At 58.4% G+C, this 25,407-nt stretch carries 19 protein-coding genes; 16 read left to right on the top strand and 3 right to left on the bottom strand.

What is annotated here, in order from left to right; translation table 11 throughout:
* Positions 1–33 precede the first annotated feature (33 nt).
* The 16 genes from ACE3SE_RS18655 (at position 34) to ACE3SE_RS18580 (ending at position 21,402) form a co-directional block, all read left to right on the top strand.
* The gene (locus tag ACE3SE_RS18655) at positions 34–1,140 is read left to right on the top strand and encodes an electron transfer flavoprotein subunit alpha/FixB family protein (RefSeq protein ID WP_045847923.1); all 1,107 of its coding nucleotides are present in this window, start codon (positions 34–36) and stop codon (positions 1,138–1,140) included.
* Positions 1,137–1,883: an electron transfer flavoprotein subunit beta gene (locus ACE3SE_RS18650; RefSeq protein WP_374557455.1), complete on the top strand. Its 747-nt coding sequence runs from the start codon at positions 1,137–1,139 to the stop codon at positions 1,881–1,883. Before ACE3SE_RS18655 ends, ACE3SE_RS18650 begins: the two co-directional genes overlap by 4 nt.
* Positions 1,884–1,967: 84 nt before the next feature.
* Complete coding sequence (locus ACE3SE_RS18645; protein WP_374557452.1) at positions 1,968–3,233, top strand: aromatic ring-hydroxylating oxygenase subunit alpha; 1,266 nt, start codon at positions 1,968–1,970, stop codon at positions 3,231–3,233.
* A gap of 231 nt (positions 3,234–3,464) precedes the next feature.
* Complete coding sequence (locus tag ACE3SE_RS18640; protein WP_374557450.1) at positions 3,465–4,574, top strand: FAD-binding oxidoreductase; 1,110 nt, start codon at positions 3,465–3,467, stop codon at positions 4,572–4,574.
* 764 nt (positions 4,575–5,338) lie between these two features.
* Positions 5,339–6,388: a quaternary amine ABC transporter ATP-binding protein gene (locus tag ACE3SE_RS18635; RefSeq protein WP_045847919.1), complete on the top strand. Its 1,050-nt coding sequence runs from the start codon at positions 5,339–5,341 to the stop codon at positions 6,386–6,388.
* A gap of 81 nt (positions 6,389–6,469) precedes the next feature.
* The gene (locus ACE3SE_RS18630; RefSeq protein ID WP_242673476.1) at positions 6,470–7,336 is read left to right on the top strand and encodes an ABC transporter permease; all 867 of its coding nucleotides are present in this window, start codon (positions 6,470–6,472) and stop codon (positions 7,334–7,336) included.
* 96 nt (positions 7,337–7,432) lie between these two features.
* The gene (locus ACE3SE_RS18625; protein WP_045847928.1) at positions 7,433–8,419 is read left to right on the top strand and encodes a GlxA family transcriptional regulator; all 987 of its coding nucleotides are present in this window, start codon (positions 7,433–7,435) and stop codon (positions 8,417–8,419) included.
* Positions 8,420–8,660: 241 nt separating this feature from the next.
* On the top strand, positions 8,661–9,599 hold the full coding sequence (locus ACE3SE_RS18620) for a choline ABC transporter substrate-binding protein (RefSeq protein ID WP_045847918.1): 939 nt from the start codon (positions 8,661–8,663) through the stop codon (positions 9,597–9,599).
* 1,202 nt (positions 9,600–10,801) lie between these two features.
* Positions 10,802–11,578 carry a hypothetical protein gene (locus ACE3SE_RS18615; RefSeq protein ID WP_374557446.1) on the top strand — a complete coding sequence of 259 codons (777 nt, stop codon included), beginning with the start codon at positions 10,802–10,804 and terminating at the stop codon, positions 11,576–11,578.
* 945 nt (positions 11,579–12,523) lie between these two features.
* A complete protein-coding gene (locus tag ACE3SE_RS18610) occupies positions 12,524–13,222 on the top strand; it encodes a hypothetical protein (protein ID WP_374557444.1) in 699 nt (232 codons plus the stop codon).
* Between the two features lie 570 nt (positions 13,223–13,792).
* The gene (gene fdhA, locus ACE3SE_RS18605; RefSeq protein ID WP_045848203.1) at positions 13,793–14,995 is read left to right on the top strand and encodes a formaldehyde dehydrogenase, glutathione-independent; all 1,203 of its coding nucleotides are present in this window, start codon (positions 13,793–13,795) and stop codon (positions 14,993–14,995) included.
* Positions 14,996–15,140: 145 nt separating this feature from the next.
* Positions 15,141–15,617, top strand: coding sequence for a formate dehydrogenase subunit gamma (locus ACE3SE_RS18600; RefSeq protein ID WP_374557442.1), 477 nt, complete (start codon positions 15,141–15,143; stop codon positions 15,615–15,617).
* Positions 15,611–17,170, top strand: a complete 1,560-nt coding sequence (locus tag ACE3SE_RS18595; protein ID WP_374557439.1) for an NADH-ubiquinone oxidoreductase-F iron-sulfur binding region domain-containing protein — start codon at positions 15,611–15,613, stop codon at positions 17,168–17,170. Before ACE3SE_RS18600 ends, ACE3SE_RS18595 begins: the two co-directional genes overlap by 7 nt.
* Positions 17,167–20,037 carry a formate dehydrogenase subunit alpha gene (gene fdhF, locus ACE3SE_RS18590; RefSeq protein WP_374557437.1) on the top strand — a complete coding sequence of 957 codons (2,871 nt, stop codon included), beginning with the start codon at positions 17,167–17,169 and terminating at the stop codon, positions 20,035–20,037. Before ACE3SE_RS18595 ends, fdhF begins: the two co-directional genes overlap by 4 nt.
* A complete protein-coding gene (locus ACE3SE_RS18585) occupies positions 20,034–20,264 on the top strand; it encodes a formate dehydrogenase subunit delta (RefSeq protein WP_374557435.1) in 231 nt (76 codons plus the stop codon). The genes fdhF and ACE3SE_RS18585 overlap by 4 nt, the downstream gene beginning before the upstream one ends.
* A gap of 241 nt (positions 20,265–20,505) precedes the next feature.
* Positions 20,506–21,402, top strand: coding sequence for a substrate-binding periplasmic protein (locus ACE3SE_RS18580; RefSeq protein ID WP_374557433.1), 897 nt, complete (start codon positions 20,506–20,508; stop codon positions 21,400–21,402).
* 111 nt (positions 21,403–21,513) lie between these two features.
* Here ACE3SE_RS18580 and ACE3SE_RS18575 read toward each other — a convergent pair whose 3' ends face one another.
* From ACE3SE_RS18575 to ACE3SE_RS18565, 3 genes are all read right to left on the bottom strand, one after another.
* Positions 21,514–22,554: a fimbrial protein gene (locus tag ACE3SE_RS18575; protein WP_374557431.1), complete on the bottom strand. Its 1,041-nt coding sequence runs from the start codon at positions 22,552–22,554 to the stop codon at positions 21,514–21,516.
* A gap of 459 nt (positions 22,555–23,013) precedes the next feature.
* The gene (locus tag ACE3SE_RS18570) at positions 23,014–24,027 is read right to left on the bottom strand and encodes a fimbrial protein (protein ID WP_374557429.1); all 1,014 of its coding nucleotides are present in this window, start codon (positions 24,025–24,027) and stop codon (positions 23,014–23,016) included.
* A 1,047-nt stretch (positions 24,028–25,074) separates the two neighbouring features.
* Positions 25,075–25,404, bottom strand: a complete 330-nt coding sequence (locus tag ACE3SE_RS18565) for a hypothetical protein (protein ID WP_374557428.1) — start codon at positions 25,402–25,404, stop codon at positions 25,075–25,077.
* Positions 25,405–25,407 lie beyond the last annotated feature (3 nt).

The following is a 25,407-nucleotide window of genomic DNA, read 5'->3' as shown; positions in this document are numbered from 1 at the left end:
GCCCCGTCCGCTGCTGCTTACAAGGAGAAAGTGATGGATTTTTCTACCCAGGCCATTCCGCGCATCGACCCGCGTCGCCCGTGGGTGCTGGGGCCCAGCGGCCTCAAGCGCATTGTGCTGGGCGATGACAGCGGCAGCCGCGATGCCGCCATGCTGGCCCACGGCCCGGCCCACAAGCCGCTGCGCAGTAACGGGCCGTTCAGCCAGCGCCTGCTGGTGGTGGCACACGCCGAACGCGGCCAACTGGACGATGCCGCGCGCGAAGCCATTGCCGCTGCGGCCATTCTGGCGGGCAAGGATGGCGAAGTACTGGCCTTGCTGTACGGCATGGAAGACGCCGCGCCGGAAGCGCTGGCCGAACTGGCCGTGGACCGCGCCCTGACCGTGGCCGACCCCGGCTACGCGCCGGAACAGAAACTGGCCCTGCTGCAACAACTGTTGCAGCAGGAAAGCCCGCATACCGTGCTGTTTGCCGACCGTGGCGAGGATGCCGACCTGGGCCGCCGTCTGGCCTGTCGCGCCCGGCTGTCGGTGGTGACCGATGTGGTGGAAATCGCCGCTGATGGCGTGCGCCGTCGCCAGCCCGGTGCCGGTTTCAGCCTGCGTGACCGCGCACAGCTGCTGTTGCTGGCGCGTGGCGTGGCCGAAGCCAGACTGCCCTTTGTCGGCAAGGGCGAGCGGCTGGAAACCGCTGCCCTGCCAGCCGTCAGCGAGCAGGTGCAGGACCTGGGCAGTGCCGCCAGTCCGGCTTCCGAGCTGGCACTGGAAGAGGCCGACCTGATCGTGTCCGCCGGTAATGGCGTCAGCAATGTGCCGGGCTTTCTGGCACTGGCCGAAGCACTGGGCGCTGCGGTGGGGGCGTCCCGCGTGGCGGTGGACGATGGCCGCTTCACCCGCGACAAGCAAGTAGGTGCCACCGGCAAGACGGTGCAGGCCAGTGCCTATATCGCGCTGGGCATATCCGGTGCGGTACAGCATTTGCAAGGCATCAAGTCCTGCCGCCATGTGATTGCGGTAAACCTGGATGCCGCCGCCCCCATGATCAAGCGTGCCGACCTCAGCATCATCGACGACTGCCAGTCCTTCATCAGTGCGTTTGAACAACTGGTGCGGCGTGAGCGCAAGGAGAAGCAAGTATGAAAATAGCCGTCCTGGTTTCCCCGGCCGTGCATCCGGTCAGTGGCCGTCCCTGTGCTGGCGAGGCCGATCTGGCCGCACTGGCGCTGGCGCAGCGCCTGCCCGGTGAGCTGCAAGTCTGGTATGCCGGTGCCGCCGACGATGCCGCGCTGGCCGATTATCTGGCCCGTGGTGCAGACAACATCCACAGCCTGAGCCTGCGCCCGGACAGCGATGTGCTCGCTGCGCTGGGCTCGGCCTTGCAGGGTGTCGACATGGTGCTGTGTGGTGCCCGTTCCGGTGGCGGTGATGGTTCCGGCCTGCTGCCTTACCAGCTGGCCGAGCAACTGGGCGCGGCCTTGCTGCCGGATGTGCTGGACTTGTCCAAATCCGACCGGCAATGGCGGGCGGTGCAGGCCTTGCCCAAGGGTGTGCGCCGCACCTTGCAGGCCAGCCTGCCGCTGGTGGCCAGCGTCAACCCGCGTGCGGCTACCGCGCCGGGCTGGAGTTACGCGCGTCTGCAGCAGGGCAAGATCAAGCGCAAAGCCGCCACTGGCGCGGCTTTGGCCCCGGTGGTGCTGGAGCCTGCCCGCCGCGCGCGCGCGCTGGTGGCGGCCAGCAAGGTGAGCGGCCATGCCCGCATGCAGGGGGCCATTGCCGGGGGCGATGCCAAGCAGGCCGGGGTGGTCGTAAAACAGGGCGATTCTGTCGAAAAAGCGCAAGTTGTGCTGGATTACCTCAGGCAACATCAGCTCGTCGATTTCTGACAACAACCCCGCAGCATCCGACCAGCACCCCACCCACCGGCTAGCAGGATGCCTGAGCAAAAACTTGTTTTGGAGATGCGTGAAATGCAAGAAAGCGCCATTCGCTTCCAGCCGGTACAAAAACTGCGTGAGCTGGTTGCCCGCCGTCAGCCGGGGTATAGCCTGGAGGCCCCGTTCTACAATTCGCAGGAAGTGTTTGATGCCGACATCAAGTACATCTTCCAGCGTCACTGGATTTACGTGGCCGTGTCGTCGGAAATTCCGGAGCCGGGCGACTATGTCACCGTGGAAATCGGCAAGGAACCCATCCTGATCCTGCGTGACGACGACATGCAGATCAAGGCTTTCCACAATGTCTGCCGCCACCGTGGCTCGCGCCTGTGCGCCGATGAAAAAGGTTCGGTGGGCAATCTGGTCTGTCCTTATCACCAGTGGACCTACAACCTGGCCGGCAAGCTGATTTTTGCCGACCACATGCCCGAAGGCTTCGACCTGTCGCATCACAGCCTGAAGCCGGTGCATCTGAAGAATCTGGAAGGCCTGCTGTTTGTCTGTCTGGTCGACGAGCCGCCGGCCGACATCGACGTGATGCTGGAGCAGATGGGCCCTTATATCGCCCCGCACCAGATTGAAAACACCAAGGTGGCCGCCCAGATCGACATCATCGAGGCGGGCAACTGGAAGCTGACGATGGAAAACAACCGCGAGTGCTACCACTGCACCGGCAACCATCCCGAGCTCACCATCTCGCTGTATGCCTACAGCTACGGCTTTGCCCCCAAGGCCGAACTGGCCGCGGGCCTGGCCAACTACGAAAACATCGTCAAGGACAGCCATGCGCGCTGGGAGGCCTGTGGCCTGCCGTCGGCCGAAATCGAAAAGCTGTCCGACGTGTCCGGCTTCCGCACCATGCGCATGCCGCTGGACCGCAAGGGCCAGTCGCAAACCATGGACACCGGCTCGGCCTGCAAGAAGCTGTTGGGCGACATCAAGGACGCCGATTCGGGTGGCCTGTCGTTCTGGACCCAGCCCAACTCCTGGCACCATTTCATGGCCGACCACATCGTTACCTTCACCGTACTGCCGCTGACCCCGGACACCACCCTGGTGCGCACCAAGTGGCTGGTGCACAAGGACGCGGTGGAAGGCGTGGATTACGACGTGGCCAACCTGACCCGCGTGTGGAATGCCACCAACGGCCAGGACCGCCATCTGGTGGAAGAGTCGCAAGTGGGCGTCAACAGCACCGCCTACCGTCCCGGCCCGTATTCGCCCTATACCGAAGAGCTGGTGGAGAAATTCACCAACTGGTATATCGGCCGCCTGGGGGCAGGGCTGGAACAGGGTTGATCCCCTCTTTAGCGCAGTAAACACGTAGCAAATGGCAGGCTGCCTGGCGCGGCCTGCCCCACTCTTAGAACCGTTAACAAAACCGCGTAGAGAACCCGGGCCAAGGCGCGCCGCCGCAGACAGTACATAGCGTACGGCAAGGTGGCGCAACGCTGGAGCGGGGGTTTTGTTATCGGGTCTTACAGCAACAGCCCGCCAACGGGCGATCAGCCAGCTTGCAAAGGAATCGCCATGAGCAGCGTCAACACCCATCCGGATACTCACCCGCAAGCCGCCGACCTGCCCTGGTGGCAGCCGGGCGAAGACAGCACGCTGCAATGCGTGCAGGTGCGTGAGGAAACCCACGACGTCAAAACCTTTGTGTTCCGTGCCGAACCGCCGCGCCGCTTTCATTACCAGCCCGGCCAGTTCATCACGCTGGAGCTGGATATCAACGGTGAAAGCGTCAACCGCTGCTACACCCTGTCCTCCAGCCCCACCCGGCCAGACCGCGTCAGCATCACGGTCAAGCGCATTCCCGGTGGCGTGGTGTCCGGCTGGTTGCATGACACCCTGCGTCCCGGCATGCAGCTGAATGTGCTGGGGCCGTCCGGCGAATTCACCTATGTGCGCCATGCCAGCACGCCCTACCTGTTCTTGTCCGCCGGTAGCGGCATCACGCCGCTGATGTCGATGAGCCGGGCGCTGACCGACCTGGCCAGTGGCGCGGACATCGTGTTTGTCCACAGCGCGCGCTCGCCGCGCGACATCATTTTCCGCAAGGAACTGGCCCAGCTTGCCAGCAGCCATGCCACCTTCAGCCAGGCGATTGTCTGTGAAAACCGGCAGGGCGAACCGGAATGGCCGGGCTTTACCGGCCGGCTGGACGCGGCGCGCCTGCTGCACATGGTGCCCGACCTGATGGCACGTCAGGTGTTCTGCTGCGGCCCGGCACCCTATATGGCCTCGGTGCGGCAGATGCTGCAGGACTGCGGCTTTGACATGCAGCACTACCACGAAGAGAGCTTCAATTTTGCCGAGCTGGCGGCCGCAGCGCCGGACGCCGCAGTGGATGAAATAACCGCCAGCTGTGAAGGCGGCGGCTTTAATGTGCATTTTGCCAAGATGGGGGATGACCTGTCGGTGGCACCGGGCCAGACCGTGCTGGCCGCTGCGCTGGCCAAGGGCATGCGCCTGCCGGCGTCCTGCACCCGTGGTGTGTGCGGCACCTGCAAGACCAAATTGCTGGAAGGCAAGGTGGACATGCAGCACGAAGGCGGCATCCGCCAGCGCGAGGTGGACCAGGGTTTCTTCCTGCCTTGCTGCAGCAAGCCGCTGAGCGATCTGGTGGTGGACCGCTGATTGTAATCGCTGATTTCCCCTGGGCCTGCTTTCCCCCGGAGCAGGCCTGTCGTGTGGCTCCCTTGATGCCTGTCTGTCCGTTTGGGCACAGGCATTTTTCTTGCTTTATACCTTTTAGCTAGTGGAATTTGCTGCTGTTATGCCATTGGTGCACTGCATCAGGAAATTCCACTGGAGATGGCGTTTTTTCTCAGCAAAGTATTGCTGTTTTTTTACGACAGGGTCAGAAGGGCAGCTTGTAGCCGCCGGATGGCGCTAAGCAGCTGATTTTGCTGTACAGGGGTGAAGAATTGTCATTTCTCGACCTGATGTCGTTTGCAGGCAGATCAGCGTCGGAATGCGGTTATTTTAAATACCACTAACTCCCTATCGTAATCCTTGATTTACATTAAACATTCTTCGAAATCGTTGGCGGTGGAAGAGGTGGCGGTGCTTGCCGGATCAGTCTGCAGATCCGGCGATATTCCGGCACAGCTGGCGGGCAACGGCCATGGGGAATACCACACTGCGGTGGCCCGACGGGCACAGGGTTCTGGTTTTGGTCACCGGTAAAAGCCAGCCAGCAATGGCAGGCAGCAATGTTTAAAGGCCCGGAACAGGCACGAAGTATCCGGGTAGACCATATCCCGGCCGGCAGCAGGACTGCCGTGCCGGACACGATGGCAAACCGACTGGCGTACAAGATTTCAGCACTGCCGGACAGCGGTGAATGAAGCAGGCGCAAGTCAGGCCCAGCGTGTGATCGCTACGAAGGAGAAGAGACAATGCAGTCGGCCAAGATAGTGGTGAAGAACCTCTACAAGGTGTTTGGGGGCAAGTCCTCAGACGTCATGCGCATGCTGAAATCCGGCGCGCACAAGGATGAAATCTTCAAGCAGACCGGCAGTGTGGTCGGCGTGAACGATGTGTCGTTTTCTGTGCAGGAAGGGGAAATCTTCGTGCTGATGGGCCTGTCCGGTTCCGGCAAGTCCACCCTTATCCGCCTGATCAACCGCCTGATGGACCCCACCGACGGCCAGATCATCCTGGATGGCCAGGACATCACCAAGTTCAATTACAAGCAGCTGGTGGAATTGCGCCGCCGCGACATGAGCATGGTGTTCCAGAGCTTTGCCCTGATGCCGCACCGCTCGGTGCTGGACAATGCGGCATTCGGCCTGGAAATTGCCGGGGTGGATCGCAAGACCCGCGAAGCCCGTGGCATGGAAGTACTGGAGCAAGTCGGCCTGGCGCCGTTTGCCCACAAATACCCGCACGAGCTGTCCGGCGGCATGCAGCAGCGTGTCGGCCTGGTGCGTGCGCTGGCGGTCAACCCCTCGCTGATGCTGATGGACGAAGCCTTCTCGGCACTGGACCCGCTCAAGCGTTCCGAAATGCAGGACATCCTGCTCAAACTGCAGCGCGAACAGCGCCGCACCATCTTCTTCGTGTCGCACGATCTGGAAGAGGCCCTGCGCATCGGCACCCGCATTGCCATCATGGAAGGCGGCCGCCTGGTACAGGTGGGCACGCCGCAGGAAATCATCGAAAACCCGGCCGACGACTACGTGCGCAACTTCTTCAAGAGCGTGGATACCTCGCGCTACCTGCAAGCCAAGGACCTGATCGAGGTGAACCATGCCCCGCATGCCGGTCGCCCCGGCCTGCATGTGCCGCCGTCCTGCAGCCTGCCCGATGTGTTGCAGCAACTGCTGGGCCAGACCGAACCCCTGCAGGTACGCGACGATCAGGGCCAGTGCCTGGGCCTGATCACGCCCAGCAGCGTGCTGAGCAAGATTTCCCAGCACCGCCTGCAAAGCACCGCCACCCACTGAACCGGACAACAGGCTTATCGTTCCATCCGCTGGCCGCTGCGCCGGGATGGTGCGTGAGCCGCACCGAAGGAGTACGCCGTCATGGCTGATATCAGCACGCAAGACATGTTGCCGATTGGCGACTGGGTCAACAAGATCATTCATTTCATGCTGGACCACAACGCCGGGGCCTTTGACGCCATCGGCAACACCATCGACTGGTTTGCCACCATGGTGGAATTCCTGTTGCTGGGCATTCCGCCGCTGGTGATGGGCGCGATATTTGCTTGTATAGGCTTCTGGCGGCTGGGCTGGAAATTTGCCCTGTTTGTCTGTGCCGCACTGGGTTTGATCTGGGCGACCGGCTTCTGGGGACAAACCATCGCCACGCTGGCACTTACCCTGTCGGCCACCTGTGTCAGCCTGCTGCTGGGGGTGCCGGTGGGTATCTGGTGTGCCCGCAACAAGCTGGTGGGCATGCTGGTGCGCCCGGTGCTGGACTTCATGCAAACCATGCCGGCCTTTGTTTACCTGATTCCGGCTGCCATGTTCTTCGGCCTGGGCCGGGTGCCGGGGATTCTGGCCACCGTGGTGTTTGCCGTGCCGCCGGCAGTGCGCCTCACCAGCCTGGGCATCCGCATGGTGAACAAGGAGCAAGTGGAAGCCGGCCATGCGTTTGGCTGTACTTCCTGGCAGCTGTTGTTCAAGGTGCAGCTGCCCATCGCGCTGCCTTCCATCATGGCCGGGGTCAACCAGACCATCATGATGGCGCTGTCCATGGTGATCATCGCTTCCATGGTGGGGGCGGGTGGCCTGGGTAACGATGTACTGGCCAGTATCCAGCGGCTGGATGTGGGCCTGGGTTTTGAAAGCGGCCTGGCGGTGGTGCTGCTCGCCATCATCCTGGACCGCATTACCGAGAGTTTTGGCCACACGCCCACCACGCGTGCGGCAGAGCAGGGCAGCTAGACCCTGCCGGTATCAGCAGGCCGGATGGCAACCATCATCCGGCCGATGCAAGACAACACAAAAACCATCCATCACACATCACCTACCGAGGTCACCATGGGTCCGCAACAAATCGCATCGTTGTCGCATATTGGTTTCCTGCTGCTGGACAAGTTTTCCATGATCGCGTTTTCCAACGCCGTGGAACCGCTGCGCATGGCCAATTACCTGTCGCGCAAAAAACTCTACCGCTGGAGCCTGCTGTCGGCTGATGGCCAGCCGGTAGCCGCCAGTAACGGGCTGGAACTCTCTCCCATCACCTCCCCCGAAGCCCCGCAGCAATACGACATGCTGATTGTCTGTGGCGGCTGGCAGGTGCGTGACGCGGTGGACGACAAGGTGTTGTCCGTCATCCGCCGCTTTGCTGCCCAGGGCGTGCCGCTGGGTGCCATCTGTACCGGCACTTTCGCGCTGGCCAAGGCCGGGGTACTCAATGGCTACCGCTGTGCCATCCACTGGGAAAACCTGCTGTCCATCAGCGAGGAATTCCCCAAGACCAAGTTCACCTCCGACCTGTTCGTGCTGGACCGCGACCGCTTTACCTGTAGTGGCGGCACGGCGCCGCTGGACTTCATGTGCCACCTGATCCGCCACAAGGGCGGCAAGAGCCTGGCGGCGGATGTGTCCGAGCAGTTCATCGTCGACCGCCTGCGCGACAATGGCGACCGGCAGCACATCCCGCTGCTGGCCCGTATCGGCACCGGCCACGAAACGCTGGTGGACGCCGCGCTGTCGATGGAAAGCAATATCGAAAACCCGCGCTCGCTGGAAAACCTGGCGGACGAACTGGGCGTGTCGCTGCGCCATCTGGAGCGGCTGTTCAAGCGCTATCTGAATACCACCCCGGCCCAGTACTACCTGGACCTGCGCCTGCGCCGCGCGCGCGAATTGCTGCTGCAAACCAATATGAGCGTGATGGAAGTCACCGTGGCCTGTGGTTTCCTGTCCTCATCGCATTTTTCCAAGTCCTATCGCGGCCTGTTCGGCTATCCGCCCAGCCGCGAGCGCCAGCAGTATCTGGTTGATTCTGCAGTCATTGCCTGAGCTGCCGGGCGGCAAAACCGGCAGCCGGCCAGTGCTGTTACTCCTTGCAGCACTGGCCTTTTTTCTACGGCGCATTCGCGCAAGTCAGGGTCGTGCTGGCGCAAGTAGCCCTTGCTGCGCATGGCAATCTTGACCCTGTGCAAGACCTTGGTTTTCCACCTGTTCTCCGCAGCCAGCCCATCGTGCTGGCACGGCAATCCTGTCACCGGGTTGATCAAAACATTTATACGGGAGTGGTGTAATGAAAATTCGCAAGCTGATGCTGGGTTCGGTATTGCTGGCTGCCTGTGGCAGCGCGCTGGCCAATGACCCGGCGCAATGCCGCAATGTCCGTTTCGCCGATGTAGGCTGGACCGATATCGCCGCCACCACCGGCATGGCCAGCGTGGTACTGGAAGGCCTGGGCTACAAGCCGTCCACCACCATTGCCTCGGTGCCCATCACCTTTTCCGGCATCAAGAGCAAGCAGATCGACGTGTTCCTGGGTTACTGGAACCCGTCCATGACCCCGGTGATCGAGCCCTTCGTCAAGGCCGGCCAGATCAAGGTACTGGACACCCCCAACCTGGTGGGTGCCAAGTACACGCTGGCAGTGCCGGACTACGTGGCTGCAGGTGGCCTGAAGGATTTCAAGGACATTGCCAAGTTCAAGGACAAGCTGGACGGCAAGATCTACGGCATCGAGCCGGGTAATGACGGCAATCTGCTGATTGACGGCATGATCAAGAAAAACCAGTTCAACCTGGCGGGTTTCAAGATGGTGGAATCCAGTGAGGCCGGCATGCTGGCCGAGGTGGAACGCTCCATCCGCCAGAAAAAGTGGATCGTGTTCCTGGGCTGGGAACCGCACCCGATGAACGTGAAATACAAGATGGCCTACCTGACCGGCGGCGACGATGTATTCGGCCCCAACCTGGGTGAAGCCAAGGTGTTCACCGCCATCAGCCCGGATTACGAAACCCGCTGTCCGAATGTGGGCAAGCTGCTGCATAACCTGCACTTCACCACCACCATCGAAAACCGTGTGATGGGCCCGATCATGGACAAGGTGAAGCCGGAAACCGCCGCGCGTGATTACCTGAAGAAGAACCCGGACATCCTGAAAACCTGGCTGGCCGGTGTCACCACGCTGGATGGCAAGCCGGGCCTGGCTGCAGTGAACAAGGCACTGGGTCACTGATTTAATCGGTAGCGCACCTTTGAAAGCCCCGGCCCCGGTCGGGGCTTTCGCTTGGGGGGGCTGGTGTGCAGCTCACCTTGGTGTGATGGCATGGATGCATGGCGGCGGAACGCCCCGGTAAGGCCGGGGCTTCCGCCCTACGCGCCGACCCCGTAGGGTGGATGCCCCGAAGGGGCGATCCACCGTGAAATCCTCCCGAGTAAATCCATTTTCCCAGCTGGAAAGCCACCGCACCAACGTGCCCACCGGCCCCGTCAAGCATGCCGACGGGTGGCCGGGGCGAGGTGTTAAGCGCCTGCAATGTCTGAGCGATTTGACGTTAGCAAATCGCGAGTTCCAGCATGGCGGCGGAACGCCCCGGTAAGGCTGGGGCTTCCGCCCTACGCATCGACCCCGTAGGGTGGATGCCCCGAAGGGGCGATCCACCGCGCAACGTTCCCGAATAAACGCATTTCCCCTGCGGGAAAACCACCGCACCGACGCGCCCACCGGCCCCATCAAGCATGCCGATGGGTGGCCGGGGCGAGGTTTTAAGCGCCTGCAATGTCTGAGCGATTTGACGTTAGCAAATCGCGAGTTCAGGCGCGCCTCGCCTCGGGCGGGACCTGTCGGGTAGCCGCAGGCCATGCTTGCTGGGTGGCCTTTAGGGATGAAAGGGATCTTTGGCCAAGCAAAGATCCCTTTCCCGTCCGCCGCGCGGAAGCGGCATACAAATCATCATCCGCGTCAGCGGATGCTTGTCCTTTGTGCATCAAGAAAACCATCGAAAAGCAAAGACAAAAACAAATCGCGGGTCTCGCCCCGCCGTCGAGGTACTTTACTTTTGCTTCGCCAAAAAGAAAGTACCCAAAGAAAAGGCGACCCGCAGCGCGTCGAATTCCCGCCCCAGCCGCACCGCTCAGGGCGCGGCCGGAACTTGCGGCGCGCTAGCGTCGCGCCGCTGCGGACAGCCGACCGCTTAAGACCCTGAGCGGCACGCCTGTGTCGGCTCGCGCTGACGGGAGCAGGTTTCGTTGGTACGGTCTTGCGATAACGGATCACTGCTTGGTTCGTCACCAATGCAGGCCAAGATTTTCTCCATGCCAATGTGCTAGCATGACAGGTATCGGCCAGGAGCGAACATAGAACCTTTCGCCTCAAAGTAGACTGTTAAGGTTTCAGGTAAATTTAGAAGTTAGTAATTTCCATATGGTGTCGTCACGATGATTAGTGAAAATTCAAAATTTGAACTGAGGCATGTTCTGTACTGTGATCTTCTTGGTTTCTCCAAATATTCGAAAAGTGAGTTCTTTGAAGCAGCTAGGTGCTTCCGACTTTTCAAGCACCTCGATCAATTAATCACTGATGCCTCTAAACAGATAGAGGAAGATGATCTGCTTGACGTGTCTGGTCGTAAATATGATTACATCGTGATACCAGAAGTAATTTATTGTTCAGATAGTCTTGTTATTTCAACTCCTGCAACAAATATTGATGCAATGTGGCTCTTTGAGGCTGCGGCACGTATTCAAAATAGCATATGTGCTCACGGCTTTCTTCTCAGAGGGGCAATTGTTACTGGGAATTTGTATCACTCGGGAAATACGATTTTTGGTCCCGCAATTGTCGATGCTGTTGCAAAAGACAAGCCAGGTAGTGCCCCTGTGATTGTGATTGATGAAAACTCCCTTAATTGTTTTTGCTTAGCAAGCTCAGATGAAGATAAAGAGATCGTTAAAATAAGAAGGCATCAGCTCGTGGCAGAGGATGATCATGACTCTCCATATATTGATCCATTTTGGATGTCAAAAATTGCAGCCAACCAAACGAGCCTCAACTTCCAAACACGTATCAACCTAGATTGTTGGAGAACGTTAATTGAGACTGGACTGAAAAATAGTAGTGCCAATGTTGTTGAAAAATACAGATGGATGGCGAATAGGTTCAATAAAGTAATTTGCAACAAGGCAAGCAATATCAAGCCAATTGTTCTTCCATAGCCAATTTAGTACTAAAAAACGGCCAACCTGACAGGTCGCGTGAGCCTGTGCCGCGTTTTGTGCTGGCCCGCCCACTTAATATGTTGAACGATTGCGTTCTTCCCGTAGTAACTTCCGTTTTGGGTCGTAAGCAGAAATCTATTTGGTGGCATCCGGAATCGTCTTATCTGCTGGATTCCCCACCGCACCAACGCGCCCACCGGCCCCGTCAAGCATGCTGACGGGTGGCGCTGCTGCGGTTTTAAGCGGCTGGTTGTTTGAGCGATTGGACGTTAGCCAATCGCGAGTTCCAGCCGTGCCGCAGCAGTGTCTGGTCCCGGAGGGCAGCCGCAGGCCATGCTTGCTGGGTGGCCTTTAGGGATGAAAGGGATCTTTGGCCAAGCAAAGATCCCTTTCCCGTCCGCCGCGCGGAAGCGGCATGCAAATCATTATCCGCGCAGCGGATTTCTACAGTCCGAACAATTGATTTTGTGTTGTGTGCAGGGATGGTCCGCATGACGGCGGAACGCCCCGGTAAGGCTGGGCCTTCCGCCCTACGTGCTAGTGCCAATATCGTCGCCAAGCAAACACGCTTCCCGTCCGCCGCGCGGAAGCGGCATGCAAAACACCATCCGCGCAGCGGATTCAAACCCCTTACCTGCACCTCTTGCCAGTGTCTCCGCGCCCCTCTACCCTTGCCGCTGCCAACAACGCTGATTAGCCTTACCCGGTTGCGCCACCAGGCGCAATCAGGTTTGGCGACCTGTGTATTTAGTTGGTGAAAGTGGCTCTAAACCAGCCACTTTTTCTTGTGCTTGCATGTTTTTTCAATGGCAGGCCAAGCGGGACTCTCAATCGAGAGGCCGGTGCCAACTAACCGGTTCGCCAAGCCCGCTCTGGCCTGCCACCCGTGTTTGGCGACGCAGGTGGCTCGACTTCCCGATGTTCTAGTTGGAGATCAGCCCCATGACACAAAACTCACCATCAGCCATTCCCCCACCCCTTACCCTGTTCTACCTCGGCAAACCCATCCGCCTGCACCTCCACCCCCACACCTGCTGCCTGCACGGCGACGACATCATGCAACTGTTCGGCCCACGCTTGCGCCATCGCCTGCAACACATCCTGCAACAACACCCCGGCTGCCAGCACCCACAGCACGACAGCCCACAACACTACTGGCCGGAAAACACCCTGCAACAGGCGCTGCGCGAATGCAGACGCCCAGCCGCACAACGGCTGCGCCACTGGCTGAACCGCCAAATCCTCCCCGCGTTGCATCAGCGCCCAAGCGATGCGCCACGCCACGACCAGGCACTGGCCATGGCCGCCGAGGCCGGGCAGCAGATCAGCCATGCAGTATTACGTGCGGTACTGGAACAGGGACAAGGCTGGCAGCACGGCCATTGGCTGCTGACGCTGCGCTTCACCCCCAATCACGCCAGCCGCCATGCACATGGCCGACTGGTGGCGCTCAATAGTCAGGTCACGCCCTTGCAGGCTTTGGCCCAGCACATTGCCGCGCCGGATGGTTTGTCCAGCAGCAATGTGGAATTACTGCGATTGGCGGAGGCTTGCCATCAGCTATTGGCCAGACGGATGAACAAACAGGCGTGGCGGGTGGAGGCGGCGGAAAGCTGCGCACCAACGCCAAGGCGTTCTTGATCAGATAAGCACCGTATCGACGCGCCCAAGGGCCCCGTCAAGCATGCCGACGGGTGGCCGGGGCGAGGAGTTAAGCGCCTGCAATGTCTGAGCGATTTGACGTTAGCAAATCGCGAGTTCAGGCGCGCCTCGCCCCGGTCGGGACCTGTCGGGCAGCCGCAGGCCATGCTTGTGGGGTGGCCTTGGAGGTGAAGGAGGGCTTGGCCAGGCAAGCCCTCTTTCCCGTCCGCCGCGCGGAAGCGGCAAGACAAAACATCATCCGCGTGAGCGGATGCAACACCTGTTTTTACTTTGTGGCGATAACCGCGAGCGCGAAGGCACATAAGCACCGCACCGACGTCGCTCCATTCCCCATGCCCGCCGGTTCTGTACATAAAACCCCATGATTACACAGGTTTTTTTATCCACCGGGCGAACAGCCCACAGACGTTATCCACCGCAAAGCTGTCGCATTTGTTCAAGTTGCCCACCCGCCGCTCCCTTATCTTGGGGTGGGCCGCCAGCCATGGCTGGCGCAGGCTCCCCCCGGAGCGGGGCGCGCTCCGATGCAGTTGCAGTGAGGAGACAACAATGACGGGTAACCGCGGAGTAGTTTATGTAGGGCCAGGCAAGGTAGAAGTACAGTCCATTCCCTTTCCCGAACTGGTATCCCCCCAGGGCCGCAAGCTGGGCCATGGGGTCATCCTGAAAGTACTCAGCACCAATATCTGCGGCTCGGACCAGCACATGGTACGTGGCCGCACCACCGCGCCTTCCGGCCTGGTGCTGGGGCATGAAATCACCGGCGAGGTGATCGAGCTGGGCAGCGATGTGGAAACCCTGAAAAAGGGCGACATCGTATCGGTGCCGTTCAATGTGGCGTGCGGCCGTTGCCGCTGTTGCAAGGAACAGCACACCGGCGTGTGCCTGTCGGTAAACCCGGCCCGTGCCGGTGGCGCTTATGGCTATGTCGACATGGGCGGCTGGGTGGGCGGGCAGGCGGAATACGTGATGGTGCCTTATGCCGACTTCAACCTGCTGAAATTCCCCGACCGCGATCAGGCCATGGCCAAGATCCGCGATCTCACCTGCCTGTCCGACATCCTGCCCACCGGTTATCACGGTGCCGTTTCCGCCGGGGTTGGCCCCGGCAGTACGGTGTATGTGGCCGGTGCCGGGCCGGTGGGTCTGGCGGCAGCGGCGTCCGCCCGCTTGCTGGGCGCGGCGGTGGTGATCGTGGGGGATGTGAATCCGGCGCGGCTGGTGCATGCGCGGGCGGTGGGCTTTGAAACTGCCGACCTGTCGCAGGATGCCACGCTGGCCGAGCAGATTGCCGCCATTCTGGGCGTGCCGGAAGTGGATTGCGCGATTGATGCTGTCGGCTTCGAGGCGCGTGGCCACGGCCATGCCGGTTCGCAGCAGGAAGCCCCGGCCACCGTGCTCAATTCCTTGATGGAAGTCACCCGCGAAGCAGGGCGCATCGGCATTCCCGGCCTGTATGTGACTGACGACCCGGGTGCCAAGGACGAAGCGGCGCGCAAGGGCAGCCTGTCGGTACGGCTGGGGCTGGGCTGGGCCAAGTCTCACGCCTTCTTCACCGGCCAGACGCCGGTGATGAAGTACAACCGTGCGCTGATGCAGGCCATTTTGTGGGACCGCATCAATATTGCCGAAGTGGTGGGCGTGGAGCTGATCACGCTGGATCAGGCCCCGCAGGGCTATGCGGCTTTTGATGGCGGAGCGCCGAAGAAATTCGTCATCGACCCGCATCTGCAACTGCTGCGCGCGGCCTGACACTGAGCTCACCATCAAGTAGTACATGCCCGACTGGCAGCTAACGACAATTGGGCATTGCAGTGTGCTGCCAGACGGCGCAATCTTGCCGTCTGGCAGTCAAACAGCATGTTTTCAAGCAAGGCTCACGCGCAGGACCGCAAGCATGAACGCACAACAACAAGAGACACTCCAGCAACTGCTGCAGCAATACCGGGACCTGCCCGGCGGCCTGCTGCCGCTGCTGCATGCCGTACAGGATGCACTGGGCCATATTCCGGCAGATGCCATCCCGGCCATTGCCCGTACCATGAACCAGAGCCAGGCCGAGGTGCATGGCGTCATCGGCTTCTATCACGATTTCCGTACCTCCCCGCCTGCCGCGCACAGCCTGCGCCTGTGCCGCGCCGAAGCCTGCCAGAGCATGGGCTCCGAGGCGCTGGCCGCCCAGCTGCGCACCCAACTGGGGGTGGACGACCACGGCCACACGGCGGACGGCCAGCTGGAATTACGCCCGGTGTACTGCCTGGGGGCCTGTGCCTGTGCCCCGGCCTTGCAGCTGGATGGCCAGCTGCACGCCCGCGTCACCCCGGAAAAACTCAGCGCCCTGCTGGCATCCTGTAGCAAGGAGGCAAAATGCTGACCCTGTATATCCCGATGGATTCGGTAGCCTGCGCCGTGGGTGCGGATGCCGTGGCGGCAGCGTTCGCCGCCGAGGCGGCACGCCGCAATCTGGACATCGATATCGTACGCACCAGCTCGCGCGGCCTGTTCTGGCTGGAGCCGCTGGTGGAGGTGGACACCCCGCAAGGCCGCGCCGGTTACCGTGAAGTCAGCCCGGATGACGTGGCCAGCCTGCTGGATGTGGACCTGGCTGCCAATGGCGATCATTTGTTGTCGGTGGGGCTGGTGGAACAGCTGCCCTATCTGAAAACCCAGCAGCGCCTGCTGTTTGCCCGCGCCGGCATTACCAGCCCGCTGTCGCTGGAACATTATCTGGCTCACGGTGGTTATCAGGGGCTGGAGCACGCGGCGCGGCTGAGTCACGACGAAATCGTGGCCGAGGTGCTGGAATCCGGCCTGCGTGGCCGTGGTGGTGCAGCCTTCCCGGCGGGTATCAAATGGCGCACCGTGCGTCAGGCGCAGGCCGAACAGAAATACGTGGTGTGCAATGCCGACGAGGGCGATTCCGGCAGCTTTGCCGACCGCATGCTGATGGAGGGCGACCCCTTCCTGCTGATTGAAGGCATGACCATTGCCGGGCTGGCGGTGGGTGCCAGCCGTGGCTATATCTATGTGCGCTCCGAATACGCCCCGGCCATTGCCGTGCTGCGTCAGGCCATCGACATTGCCCGCGCCCATGGTTATCTGGGTGAGGATGTGGCCCACGGCGGCCATGAATTTGATATCGAAGTTCGCGAAGGGGCCGGGGCTTATATCTGCGGCGAGGAAACCTCGCTGCTGGAGTCGGTGGAAGGCCGCCGTGGCACGGTGCGCGCCAAGCCGCCACTGCCCGCCTTGCACGGACTGTTCGGCCAGCCCACCCTGGTGCACAACGTGCTGTCGCTGGCTTCGGTGCCGCTAATTCTGTCGCGCGGGGCTGCGTGGTATCGCAATTTCGGCATGGGCCGCTCGCTGGGTACCATGGCTTTCCAGCTGGCAGGCAATGTACGGCGTGGCGGGCTGGTGGAGCGGGCGTTTGGTTTGACTCTGCGCGAACTGGTGTTCGATTACGGCGGCGGTACTGCCAGCGGCAAGCCGGTAAAAGCAGTGCAGCTGGGCGGCCCGCTGGGCGCGTGGATTCCACCGTCGCAGTTTGATACCCCGCTGGATTACGAAGCACTGGCCGCCATTGGCGCCATGCTGGGCCACGGTGGCGCGGTGTTGTGCGATGACAGCCTGCACCTGGGGCAGATGGCACGCTTTGCCATGCAGTTCTGTGCCGAGGAATCCTGCGGCAAGTGCACGCCCTGTCGCATCGGCTCCACCCGCGGGGTGGAAGTCATCGAGCGGCTGCTGGCGGCACCGGATGCTGCCGAGCGAGAGCGCCAGCGCGCGCTGCTGGATGATCTGTGCGACACCATGCAATACGGCTCCTTGTGCGCGCTGGGCGGCATGACCCCCTTCCCCGTGCAAAGTGCCATGCGTCATTTCCCGGCCGATTTCGGGCTGGACACTCAGGAGCAAGCACGATGAGCTGCCAATGCGGAGCAGGCGCATCCTGCAACAAGGACATGGGCACGCCGGCCCGCCCCGGCGAGGCCAGCATCACCCTTACCATCGACGGCCAGAACATCAGCGTGCCGCCGGGTACTTCGGTCATGCACGCGGCGGCACTGCTGGACACTGCCATTCCCAAGCTGTGCGCCACCGACAGCCTGGAGCCGTTTGGCTCCTGCCGCATGTGCATGGTGGAAATCGACGGCCATCGCGGTTATCCGGCTTCCTGTACCACGCCAGTCTCGCCCGGCATGGTGGTGCGCACCCAGAGCGAAAAACTGGCCAGACTGCGCCGTGGCGTGATGGAGCTGTATATCTCCGACCATCCGCTGGACTGTCTCACCTGCAGTGCCAATGGCAATTGCGAGCTGCAAACCGTGGCCGGGCAGGTGGGCCTGCGCGAAGTGCGCTATGGCATGGATGGGGCCAACCATCTGCAGGACAAGAAAGACGTTTCCAACCCGTATTTTGATTACGACCCGTCCAAGTGCATCGTGTGCAACCGTTGCGTGCGCGCCTGTGAAGAAACCCAGGGCACTTTTGCGCTGACCATTGCCGGACGCGGGTTCGATTCCCGCGTCAGCCCGGCGGGAGGAGCGGATTTTCTCGGCTCGGAGTGCGTGTCCTGCGGGGCCTGTGTGCAGGCCTGCCCCACCGCCACGCTGATGGAAAAGAGCGTCATCCAGTGGGGTCAGCCGGAGCGCAGTGTCATCACCACCTGCGCCTATTGCGGCGTGGGCTGCTCCTTCCGTGCCGAGCTCAAGGGCAACCAGCTGGTACGCATGGTGCCGGACAAGAACGGCCAGGCTAACCATGGTCATTCCTGCGTCAAGGGCCGCTTTGCCTGGGGCTATGCCACCCACCCGGACCGCATCACCAAGCCGATGATACGCAGCAGCATCGACGAGCCGTGGCAGGAAGTCAGCTGGGAAGTGGCGCTCAATCACGCTGCCAGCGAATTCCGCCGCATCCAGCAAAAATATGGCCGCGACGCGGTGGGCGGCATCACCTCCAGCCGCTGCACCAATGAAGAAACCTATCTGGTGCAAAAGCTGGTGCGTGCCGCCTTTGGCAATAACAACGTCGACACCTGCGCCCGCGTCTGCCATTCGCCCACCGGCTATGGCCTGAAACAGACATTGGGTGAATCTGCCGGCACCCAGAGCTTCGACTCGGTGATGCAGGCCGATGTGGTGCTGGTGATTGGTGCCAACCCCAGCGATGCCCATCCGGTGTTTGCCTCGCAATTGAAACGCCGCCTGCGCCAGGGCGCGCAGCTGATTGTCATCGACCCGCGCCGTATCGATCTGGTGGACGCCATCCACGCCCGCGCTGCCCATCATCTGGCGCTGCGCCCCGGCACCAATGTGGCCATGCTCAATGCCTTGGCCCATGTCATCGTCACCGAAGGGCTGCTGGACGAGGACTTTGTCGCCGCCCGTTGCGATAGCGCAGCCTTTGGCCACTGGCGGCACTTTGTCGCCCAGCCGGAACACGCGCCGGAAGCCATGGCCGAAGTATGCGGCGTGGTGGCGGACGACATCCGCGCCGCCGCCCGGCTGTATGCCAGCGCTGGCAATGCCGCCATCTATTACGGCCTGGGGGTAACCGAACACAGCCAGGGCAGCACCTCGGTGATGGCGATTGCCAACCTGGCCATGGCCACCGGCAATATCGGCCGCGAAGGCGTGGGGGTGAACCCGCTGCGCGGCCAGAACAATGTGCAAGGCTCCTGCGACATGGGCAGCTTCCCGCACGAATTCCCCGGCTACCGCCATGTGTCGGACGACGTGGTGCGCGCCGAATTCGAACAAGCCTGGGGCGTGTCGCTGCATAACGAACCCGGCCTGCGCATTCCCAATATGTTCGAGGCCGCGCTGGATGGCAGCTTCAAGGCGCTGTACTGCCAGGGTGAGGACATCGCGCAGAGCGACCCCAATACCCAGCATGTCACCGCCGCGCTGTCGGCCATGGAGTGCGTGGTGGTGCAGGATATTTTCCTGAATGAAACCGCCAAGTTCGCCCATGTGTTCTTGCCGGGCAGCTCCTTCCTGGAAAAGGACGGCACCTTCACCAATGCCGAACGCCGCATTTCGCGCGTGCGCAAGGTGATGGACCCGCTGGGCGGCAAGGCCGACTGGGAAGTCACCGTGGCCCTGGCCCAGGCCTTGGGCTATGCCATGGATTACCGTCATCCGTCGGAAATCATGGATGAAATCGCCCGCCTGACGCCCACTTTCAACGGCGTCAGCTATGCCGCGCTGGACCGCCACGGCAGCCTGCAATGGCCATGCAATGCGGCAGCGCCGGATGGCACCGTTACCATGCATATCGGTGAATTCGTGCGTGGCAAGGGCCGTTTCATGATCACCCGCTATGTACCGACCGAAGAGCGCGTCAACAGCCGCTTCCCGCTGCTGCTCACCACCGGGCGCATCCTCAGCCAGTACAATGTCGGCGCACAAACCCGCCGCACCGACAACGTGGCCTGGCACGAGGAAGACCGTCTGGAAATCCACCCGGCCGATGCCGAAAACCGTGGCATTGTCGATGGCGATTGGGTGGGCGTGGCCAGCCGCGCCGGTGAAACTGTGCTGCGTGCCAGGGTAAGCGAACGGGTGGCCGCCGGGGTGGTGTACACCACCTTCCACTTTCCGGAGTCCGGGGCCAATGTCATCACCACGGATAATTCCGACTGGGCCACCAATTGCCCGGAATACAAGGTGACTGCGGTGGAAATCATCAAGGTCAACCAGCCGTCGGAATGGCAGCAACGCTACCGCCATTTCTGCCGTCAGCAACAGGAACTGCTGCGGCAAGGCCGTGGGGAGGAGGTGCAATGAACCCGTCACATCTGGTGAAGATGGCCAATCAGATCAGCGACTTTTTCAGCGCTGATTGCAGCGAGGAAGAAGCAGCGGCGGAAATCGCCAGCCATCTGCAACGCTTCTGGGCCCCGGCCATGCGCCAGCGGCTGGCCCAGGCGGTGGAGCAGGGCGAAGCGCAAGACTTGCGCCCGGCGGCCTGCCTGGCCGTGCGCAAGTTGTCATTGCCGGCAGCACAACACTGATGGCAAGGGATGCGTGGCAGCAGGCTGCGCATCCCGTTCTCATTACTTTTTAACCTTCCTTGCGGTTTTCCGTCCGCGTTGCCATGCCGCCACCGGCCCAACTTCGCATTACTCCGTCGCTTTACAAAACTTGTCATTCCCCCGTGCTGCAGTATGCTGGGGGAACAGACTGCCCCTCACGCAGACAGCGATGAACTTTCATATTGTTTGCGTAAGCTAAGGCAGCACAGGACGGGACACAATGCCATCATCCAGTATTTCCAGCTTTTTCTCTTGCCGACAGCCGTGGCGTAATCGCTTGTTGCCGTTCATTTGCCTGCTGGCTTGCCTGCCGGCCCAGGCTGCTGACAATGTGATCCGCTATTACCCCAGCGGCAGCATTTACACCTACCGCTGGGCCTTGCTCAAGCTAGCGCTGGATCACGTGGAAAAGCTGGATCACCGCCACTACGCGCTGGTACCGCTCAAGGACAATGTGACGCAATGGCGGGCCGAACAGCTGTTGAGTTCCGGTAAGGTGGATGTGCTTGCCTTTGCCCCGAATGCACAGCGGGAAAAGCTGCTGCAGCCGGTACGCATGGACATCCTCAAGGGCATCATCGGTTATCGGGTGTTTTTTGTGCGCAAGGAAGATGCCGCCCGCATTGCCCGCTTGAACGCACAGCAGTTCCGTAGCAGTGTCCGGCTGGGCCTCAACAGCCAGTGGGCCGACTATCCCATCATGAAGAACAACGGTTACGACATGCTGGCATCCATTGGCTATGACAGCCTGTTCGAGATGCTGGCCGCCGGCCGTTTTGATGCCTTCCCGCGCGGGCTGAACGAGGTGGGCAGCGAAATGCAGGAACAGCTGCCGCGCTATCCCGGACTGACACTGGAGAAAACCAAGGCCATCTATTTTCCTTTCCCGGTGTACTTCTGGGTCAGCAAGGAAAACACAGCCTTGGCCAAACGCATATTGCAGGGTCTTAAACTGGCCGAGCGCGATGGCAGTTTCAAGGCGCTATTCCTGCGTCACCATGCCGAAGCCATCCAGCTGCTGGCCACTAATGGCTGGCAAACCACGCAAATCAGCAATACCGAGTTACCGCCCGGAAATGTGAAGCCGGATACCAGCTGGTGGTGGAAGCGGCGCTGAACCGGTTTCAGGCACGCCGCCAGTTATCCGCCAAAGGAGGCCCATAAGGGCCTCTTTGACATTGGGTATGGCATTACTTCCGGGTATCGGGAGAGTAGTAAATAACGCTGCTTATTGATAGCTCATGGTAAAGGTGGCACGGCCAGTGACAGTGCCGGGGGTAACAGTGCTACCGGTCTGGATATAACGCACACCCAGCGGAATTACATAACTGCTGACGCCTTGTGCAATGTTGGCAACTTTCCATTGATTGGTATTGCCGGGTGCATTGGAGTCCGGCCCATAGCCAATTGGCGTACCGTTATTGAGAATCTGCAGGCCAAGGCCAGTGGCTGTACCGGTACCGCTCGCCAGTGACAAGGTGGTGGAGGTATTGCCTGGCATATTCATGTCGGTGAAGGTGATGTAGGCATTGGTACTACTGCCACTACTGCCACCAGTGCAGGTGAGGATAATCTGGAAAGCCTTGGCAGCGGATACAGAGCCAAGGCCCGTGAAGCTATTTCTTTTTTGTGCATCCAGTGCTACTGATATTGATGGGGTCGCTAAAGAGCATGTGGGAATTGTAGGTGCTATTTTAACCGAACTTCCGTAAGTGACTTGAACCAGTAATTGCCCGCCTGGTGAATTTTCATGAGCTTCGGCAAAAATCCCACTTAGGCTTCCTCCTGCAGTTATTTCACCTGTTTTTATTAGTTCGACAAAAACAGGGGAGCTGCTGATGATGGGGGTAACATATTCGGCATAATTGGGTAGATGTCCAATTGGAAATATGAATGGTAGAACGAATGAGCCTTGCGGCCTACTGATGCGTATACCTAGTCCATTTATGCTTGTGGGATATATTTTATTGGTTGGGGCCCCATTACCAATCCAGGATTCATACCAGGTTTCGGTGCATGTCATCTTCGCACCTAAGGAAGATGAATTGGTGTAGATGAAAGAAGGTGTGGTGCTATATATGGTTGCACCTATGCTATAAGCTTGTGGATTAAAGCTTGGTGGGTTGATTCCGGTTACCGTAACGGTGTAGTAATTCAGCCCGTTGTTCGAGTTAAGTGCTGTGCAGCTTGCTAGTGTTATATTTGCTAGCCCAAGACCTAAAATCAAATTGGCCAGTAATGATGAGATTAATTTTAATATTAATTTCATTGGTATGTCTTTCGGTACGCTTGGTAACGAATTTTTGTGATTAATAGCTTAATTTCAGGTGTGGGTAGAATGTCGATTTAATTATTAGCAATAATAAACTGAATAGTAAAGGAGAATTTATAAATTCATTCCGATGACGGACCGTACAGTACAGCGAGACAAATTGTCCCGTGGAAATGGTATGTCCACGGCCTTCCTTGCTACTGGGAAGTGCTTGGGCAGATGTCCATAGCAGACACGGCAGGCGCTGGTATCGATTCAGCTTGTTGAACCATATCGGGTGCAGTCTTGCAGGATTTGGCAGGGCAAGGGAGGGGGAGTACGGCGGGGACGGCATTAACAGCTGGGCTTGTGCCTGTGAATTCGTACCAGCACACAGTCAGCAAGCACGGTGCTTTGCAAAGGCCACTGGCTTATGTACTGCTACTGAATGGCTCATGCTGGATATGAGCCGTTCAGTTATTGATAGCTCATGGTAAAGGTGGCACGCCCGGTGACGGTGCCGGGGGTAACGGGGCTGCCGGTCTGGATGTAACGCACGCTCAGCGGAATCACATAACTGCTGACGCCTTGTGCAATATTGGCCACCTTCCATTGATTGGTATTGCCGGGTGCATTGGAATCCGGTCCATAGCCGATTGGCGTACCGTTATTCAGAATCTGCAAGCCAAGGCCAGTGGCTGTACCGGTAGCGTTCGCCAGTGACAAGGTGGTGGAGGTATTGCCTGGCTGATTCAGGTCCGTAAAGGTAATGTAGGTATTTGTGCTGGTTCCAGTGCTGCCCCCCGTACATACCAGACCAATCTGGAAGGGCCGACTCCCGAAAGTGGAGCCAACCCCCCTGAATGTGGTGGTGGAAGGATTCAATAAGGGGACGGTGATGTTTGGTGTGCTGACGGTACAAGTAGGCACACTTGGTTTAATTAATACCGGATTTGCCCATGTAACCTGAGCTACTAATTGGTTGCTTGGCTGAATGCGATATTCACCTAAGATGTTGCTCAATACCCCTCCAGCTGTAATGTCACCAGTTTTTATTAATTCGACAGTAATGTTGTAAACTGCTGAAAATGTGCTGCCAGAAGGGAATGACAGGGGCCATGTCCCAGATGTGGATGAGATTTTCAAGCCTAGTCCTGCGATGGAACTTGGAAATATTCCATTCACAGCAGGTAGTAGTGAGGCAACAGTCCAAGTCCATGTTGATTCTGTACAGTTAACTGTCGGGTTGGTGGGGCCCGTACTTTTATAATTGCTTACGCTTACGGTGCCTGAGCCTTTGTAAATGGTCTGACCTATTGTATATGCAGTTGGGTCGAATGCCGTAGGTGTTACGCCTGATACATTAAATGTATAGTAAGCTAATCCATTATTGGTACTGACGGTGCAACTTGCCCAGCATGGTTTTGTTGCAAATAAAAATGCCAATAAAATAAGCTTTGGGATTTGTAGTGTTTTAGATGCGATAGTCATGTATTTGCATGTATCAAATATTGAAGTGTTGTTCCGTTTTATGTAATTTTTAGTCATCCTTTCAAAAATTCTCTCCTATTTCAATAGGAAATTTCTTAAATTAAATTATTAAATGAAATTTAAATGTGTAAAAATAATTAATTTAATAATCTATTTGCCTTTGGCTAATTTTTGATCTTGCTAAAAGGCTGTTGAAATGCCTGTCAGTCGGTCGCATTTTTGCCTCATGCTAGCGCATGACGCAGTTTTGATCTGTCACTAATTTGCCATCCCTCTGGCAAATTCAAGTCGGAATTGGTCATCTGACGGTGCCTGGGAGCGGAGTTTCCTGATATTTACCTTGCTCACGTCAGATCAGGACGCAATGATGGGAAAGAAGAGGTGATTCAGTGTCAATTTTATCTGATATAGATTGCCATGATGCCTTCGCTGTCATTCAGGCGATGATCGCAAATTTGTAATATTATGGTGCCATGCGGCTTGTATGTGCTCTGTAAGGTGCTGGATGTGACTCGATCAATTTGTATGTTGCCACTACAGCACGCGATACATGATCAGGCAAAAGTAAAAAAATATTGATGTATTGATAATGAATGGAAACCATAACAGTCACTTGTTCTTGATTTGAACTGGTTTCCATGGCATTAACAGAGCTAGTTCTGCTGCGATGATATCAAATACTGCTCAGCCATAATAAATGACTATCTCCAAGTATTTTTTGTAGTGGTAATATTGAGGTGGATAAGAAAATTGCTCGAAGAGTAGAAAGACTCTATGGTAGTCTGGTGTTTCATTAAAGGTTGCTAGTATATTGTACAGTCCGCCTACGGTTATAATGAAAAGCAGGTAAATGCTGAGCAATATTTTCATTCCGGCTAACAGCGAGACTTGCATTGCTGATGTTAGTGCTGGGAGTGAATATTTGTTCATGCGCATGCGATGATGAAGAGGGGAAGTCTTGTAAAAAACAAGAAATTCGGTATTGAATGTAAGAGTGCTAAATACTATCTGACAGTTTATTTTGTTGATGCATGTGTCGTAGGTTTGTTACCAGCCGTCCCAACAGCCACTGATGCACCATGTGCATGCCAGTTGCAAAGTAAATAATGTTAGTAATGGTAGTGCTAATAATAGTTTTTTAAAAGAAGTGATAGGTAGCCATAGGGAAATTAATGCAATAAGTGTTACGGTAATATTTGTAATGGTGAGCAGGTAGAAAAAGCTTTTGCTATGTCCCTGGATTTCCCAGAGGTAAACTCTAGATTGCTCATTTACTTGATCATATGGAAATAGCAGGTCGTTCATCATTGATAGCAAGAATAACAGTAAAAAAATACTTGCAATAAATTTCACTCTCAATGCCAGCCATGTTTTCATGAA

Origin of the sequence: Aquitalea pelogenes, from assembly GCF_041914625.1 — a bacterium.
Classification (GTDB): Bacteria; Pseudomonadota; Gammaproteobacteria; order Burkholderiales; family Chromobacteriaceae; genus Aquitalea; species Aquitalea pelogenes.
The sequence above is the reverse complement of the archived record's forward strand: the minus strand, read 5'-3'. Positions and strand labels throughout refer to the sequence as shown.

What these genes read in the sequence shown, in the direction of transcription:
- ACE3SE_RS18585 (WP_374557435.1), top strand. Translation starts at nt 20,034, where the DNA reads ATGAACCCGTCACATCTGGTGAAGATGGCCAATCAGATCAGCGACTTT.
- ACE3SE_RS18630 (WP_242673476.1), top strand. Translation starts at nt 6,470, where the DNA reads ATGGCTGATATCAGCACGCAAGACATGTTGCCGATTGGCGACTGGGTC.
- fdhF (WP_374557437.1), top strand. Translation starts at nt 17,167, where the DNA reads ATGAGCTGCCAATGCGGAGCAGGCGCATCCTGCAACAAGGACATGGGC.
- ACE3SE_RS18620 (WP_045847918.1), top strand. Translation starts at nt 8,661, where the DNA reads ATGAAAATTCGCAAGCTGATGCTGGGTTCGGTATTGCTGGCTGCCTGT.
- ACE3SE_RS18600 (WP_374557442.1), top strand. Translation starts at nt 15,141, where the DNA reads ATGAACGCACAACAACAAGAGACACTCCAGCAACTGCTGCAGCAATAC.
- ACE3SE_RS18595 (WP_374557439.1), top strand. Translation starts at nt 15,611, where the DNA reads ATGCTGACCCTGTATATCCCGATGGATTCGGTAGCCTGCGCCGTGGGT.
- ACE3SE_RS18610 (WP_374557444.1), top strand. Translation starts at nt 12,524, where the DNA reads ATGACACAAAACTCACCATCAGCCATTCCCCCACCCCTTACCCTGTTC.
- ACE3SE_RS18655 (WP_045847923.1), top strand. Translation starts at nt 34, where the DNA reads ATGGATTTTTCTACCCAGGCCATTCCGCGCATCGACCCGCGTCGCCCG.
- ACE3SE_RS18625 (WP_045847928.1), top strand. Translation starts at nt 7,433, where the DNA reads ATGGGTCCGCAACAAATCGCATCGTTGTCGCATATTGGTTTCCTGCTG.
- ACE3SE_RS18650 (WP_374557455.1), top strand. Translation starts at nt 1,137, where the DNA reads ATGAAAATAGCCGTCCTGGTTTCCCCGGCCGTGCATCCGGTCAGTGGC.
- ACE3SE_RS18570 (WP_374557429.1), bottom strand. Translation starts at nt 24,027, where the DNA reads ATGACTATCGCATCTAAAACACTACAAATCCCAAAGCTTATTTTATTG.
- fdhA (WP_045848203.1), top strand. Translation starts at nt 13,793, where the DNA reads ATGACGGGTAACCGCGGAGTAGTTTATGTAGGGCCAGGCAAGGTAGAA.
- ACE3SE_RS18645 (WP_374557452.1), top strand. Translation starts at nt 1,968, where the DNA reads ATGCAAGAAAGCGCCATTCGCTTCCAGCCGGTACAAAAACTGCGTGAG.
- ACE3SE_RS18565 (WP_374557428.1), bottom strand. Translation starts at nt 25,404, where the DNA reads ATGAAAACATGGCTGGCATTGAGAGTGAAATTTATTGCAAGTATTTTT.
- ACE3SE_RS18575 (WP_374557431.1), bottom strand. Translation starts at nt 22,554, where the DNA reads ATGAAATTAATATTAAAATTAATCTCATCATTACTGGCCAATTTGATT.
- ACE3SE_RS18580 (WP_374557433.1), top strand. Translation starts at nt 20,506, where the DNA reads ATGCCATCATCCAGTATTTCCAGCTTTTTCTCTTGCCGACAGCCGTGG.
- ACE3SE_RS18615 (WP_374557446.1), top strand. Translation starts at nt 10,802, where the DNA reads ATGATTAGTGAAAATTCAAAATTTGAACTGAGGCATGTTCTGTACTGT.
- ACE3SE_RS18640 (WP_374557450.1), top strand. Translation starts at nt 3,465, where the DNA reads ATGAGCAGCGTCAACACCCATCCGGATACTCACCCGCAAGCCGCCGAC.
- ACE3SE_RS18635 (WP_045847919.1), top strand. Translation starts at nt 5,339, where the DNA reads ATGCAGTCGGCCAAGATAGTGGTGAAGAACCTCTACAAGGTGTTTGGG.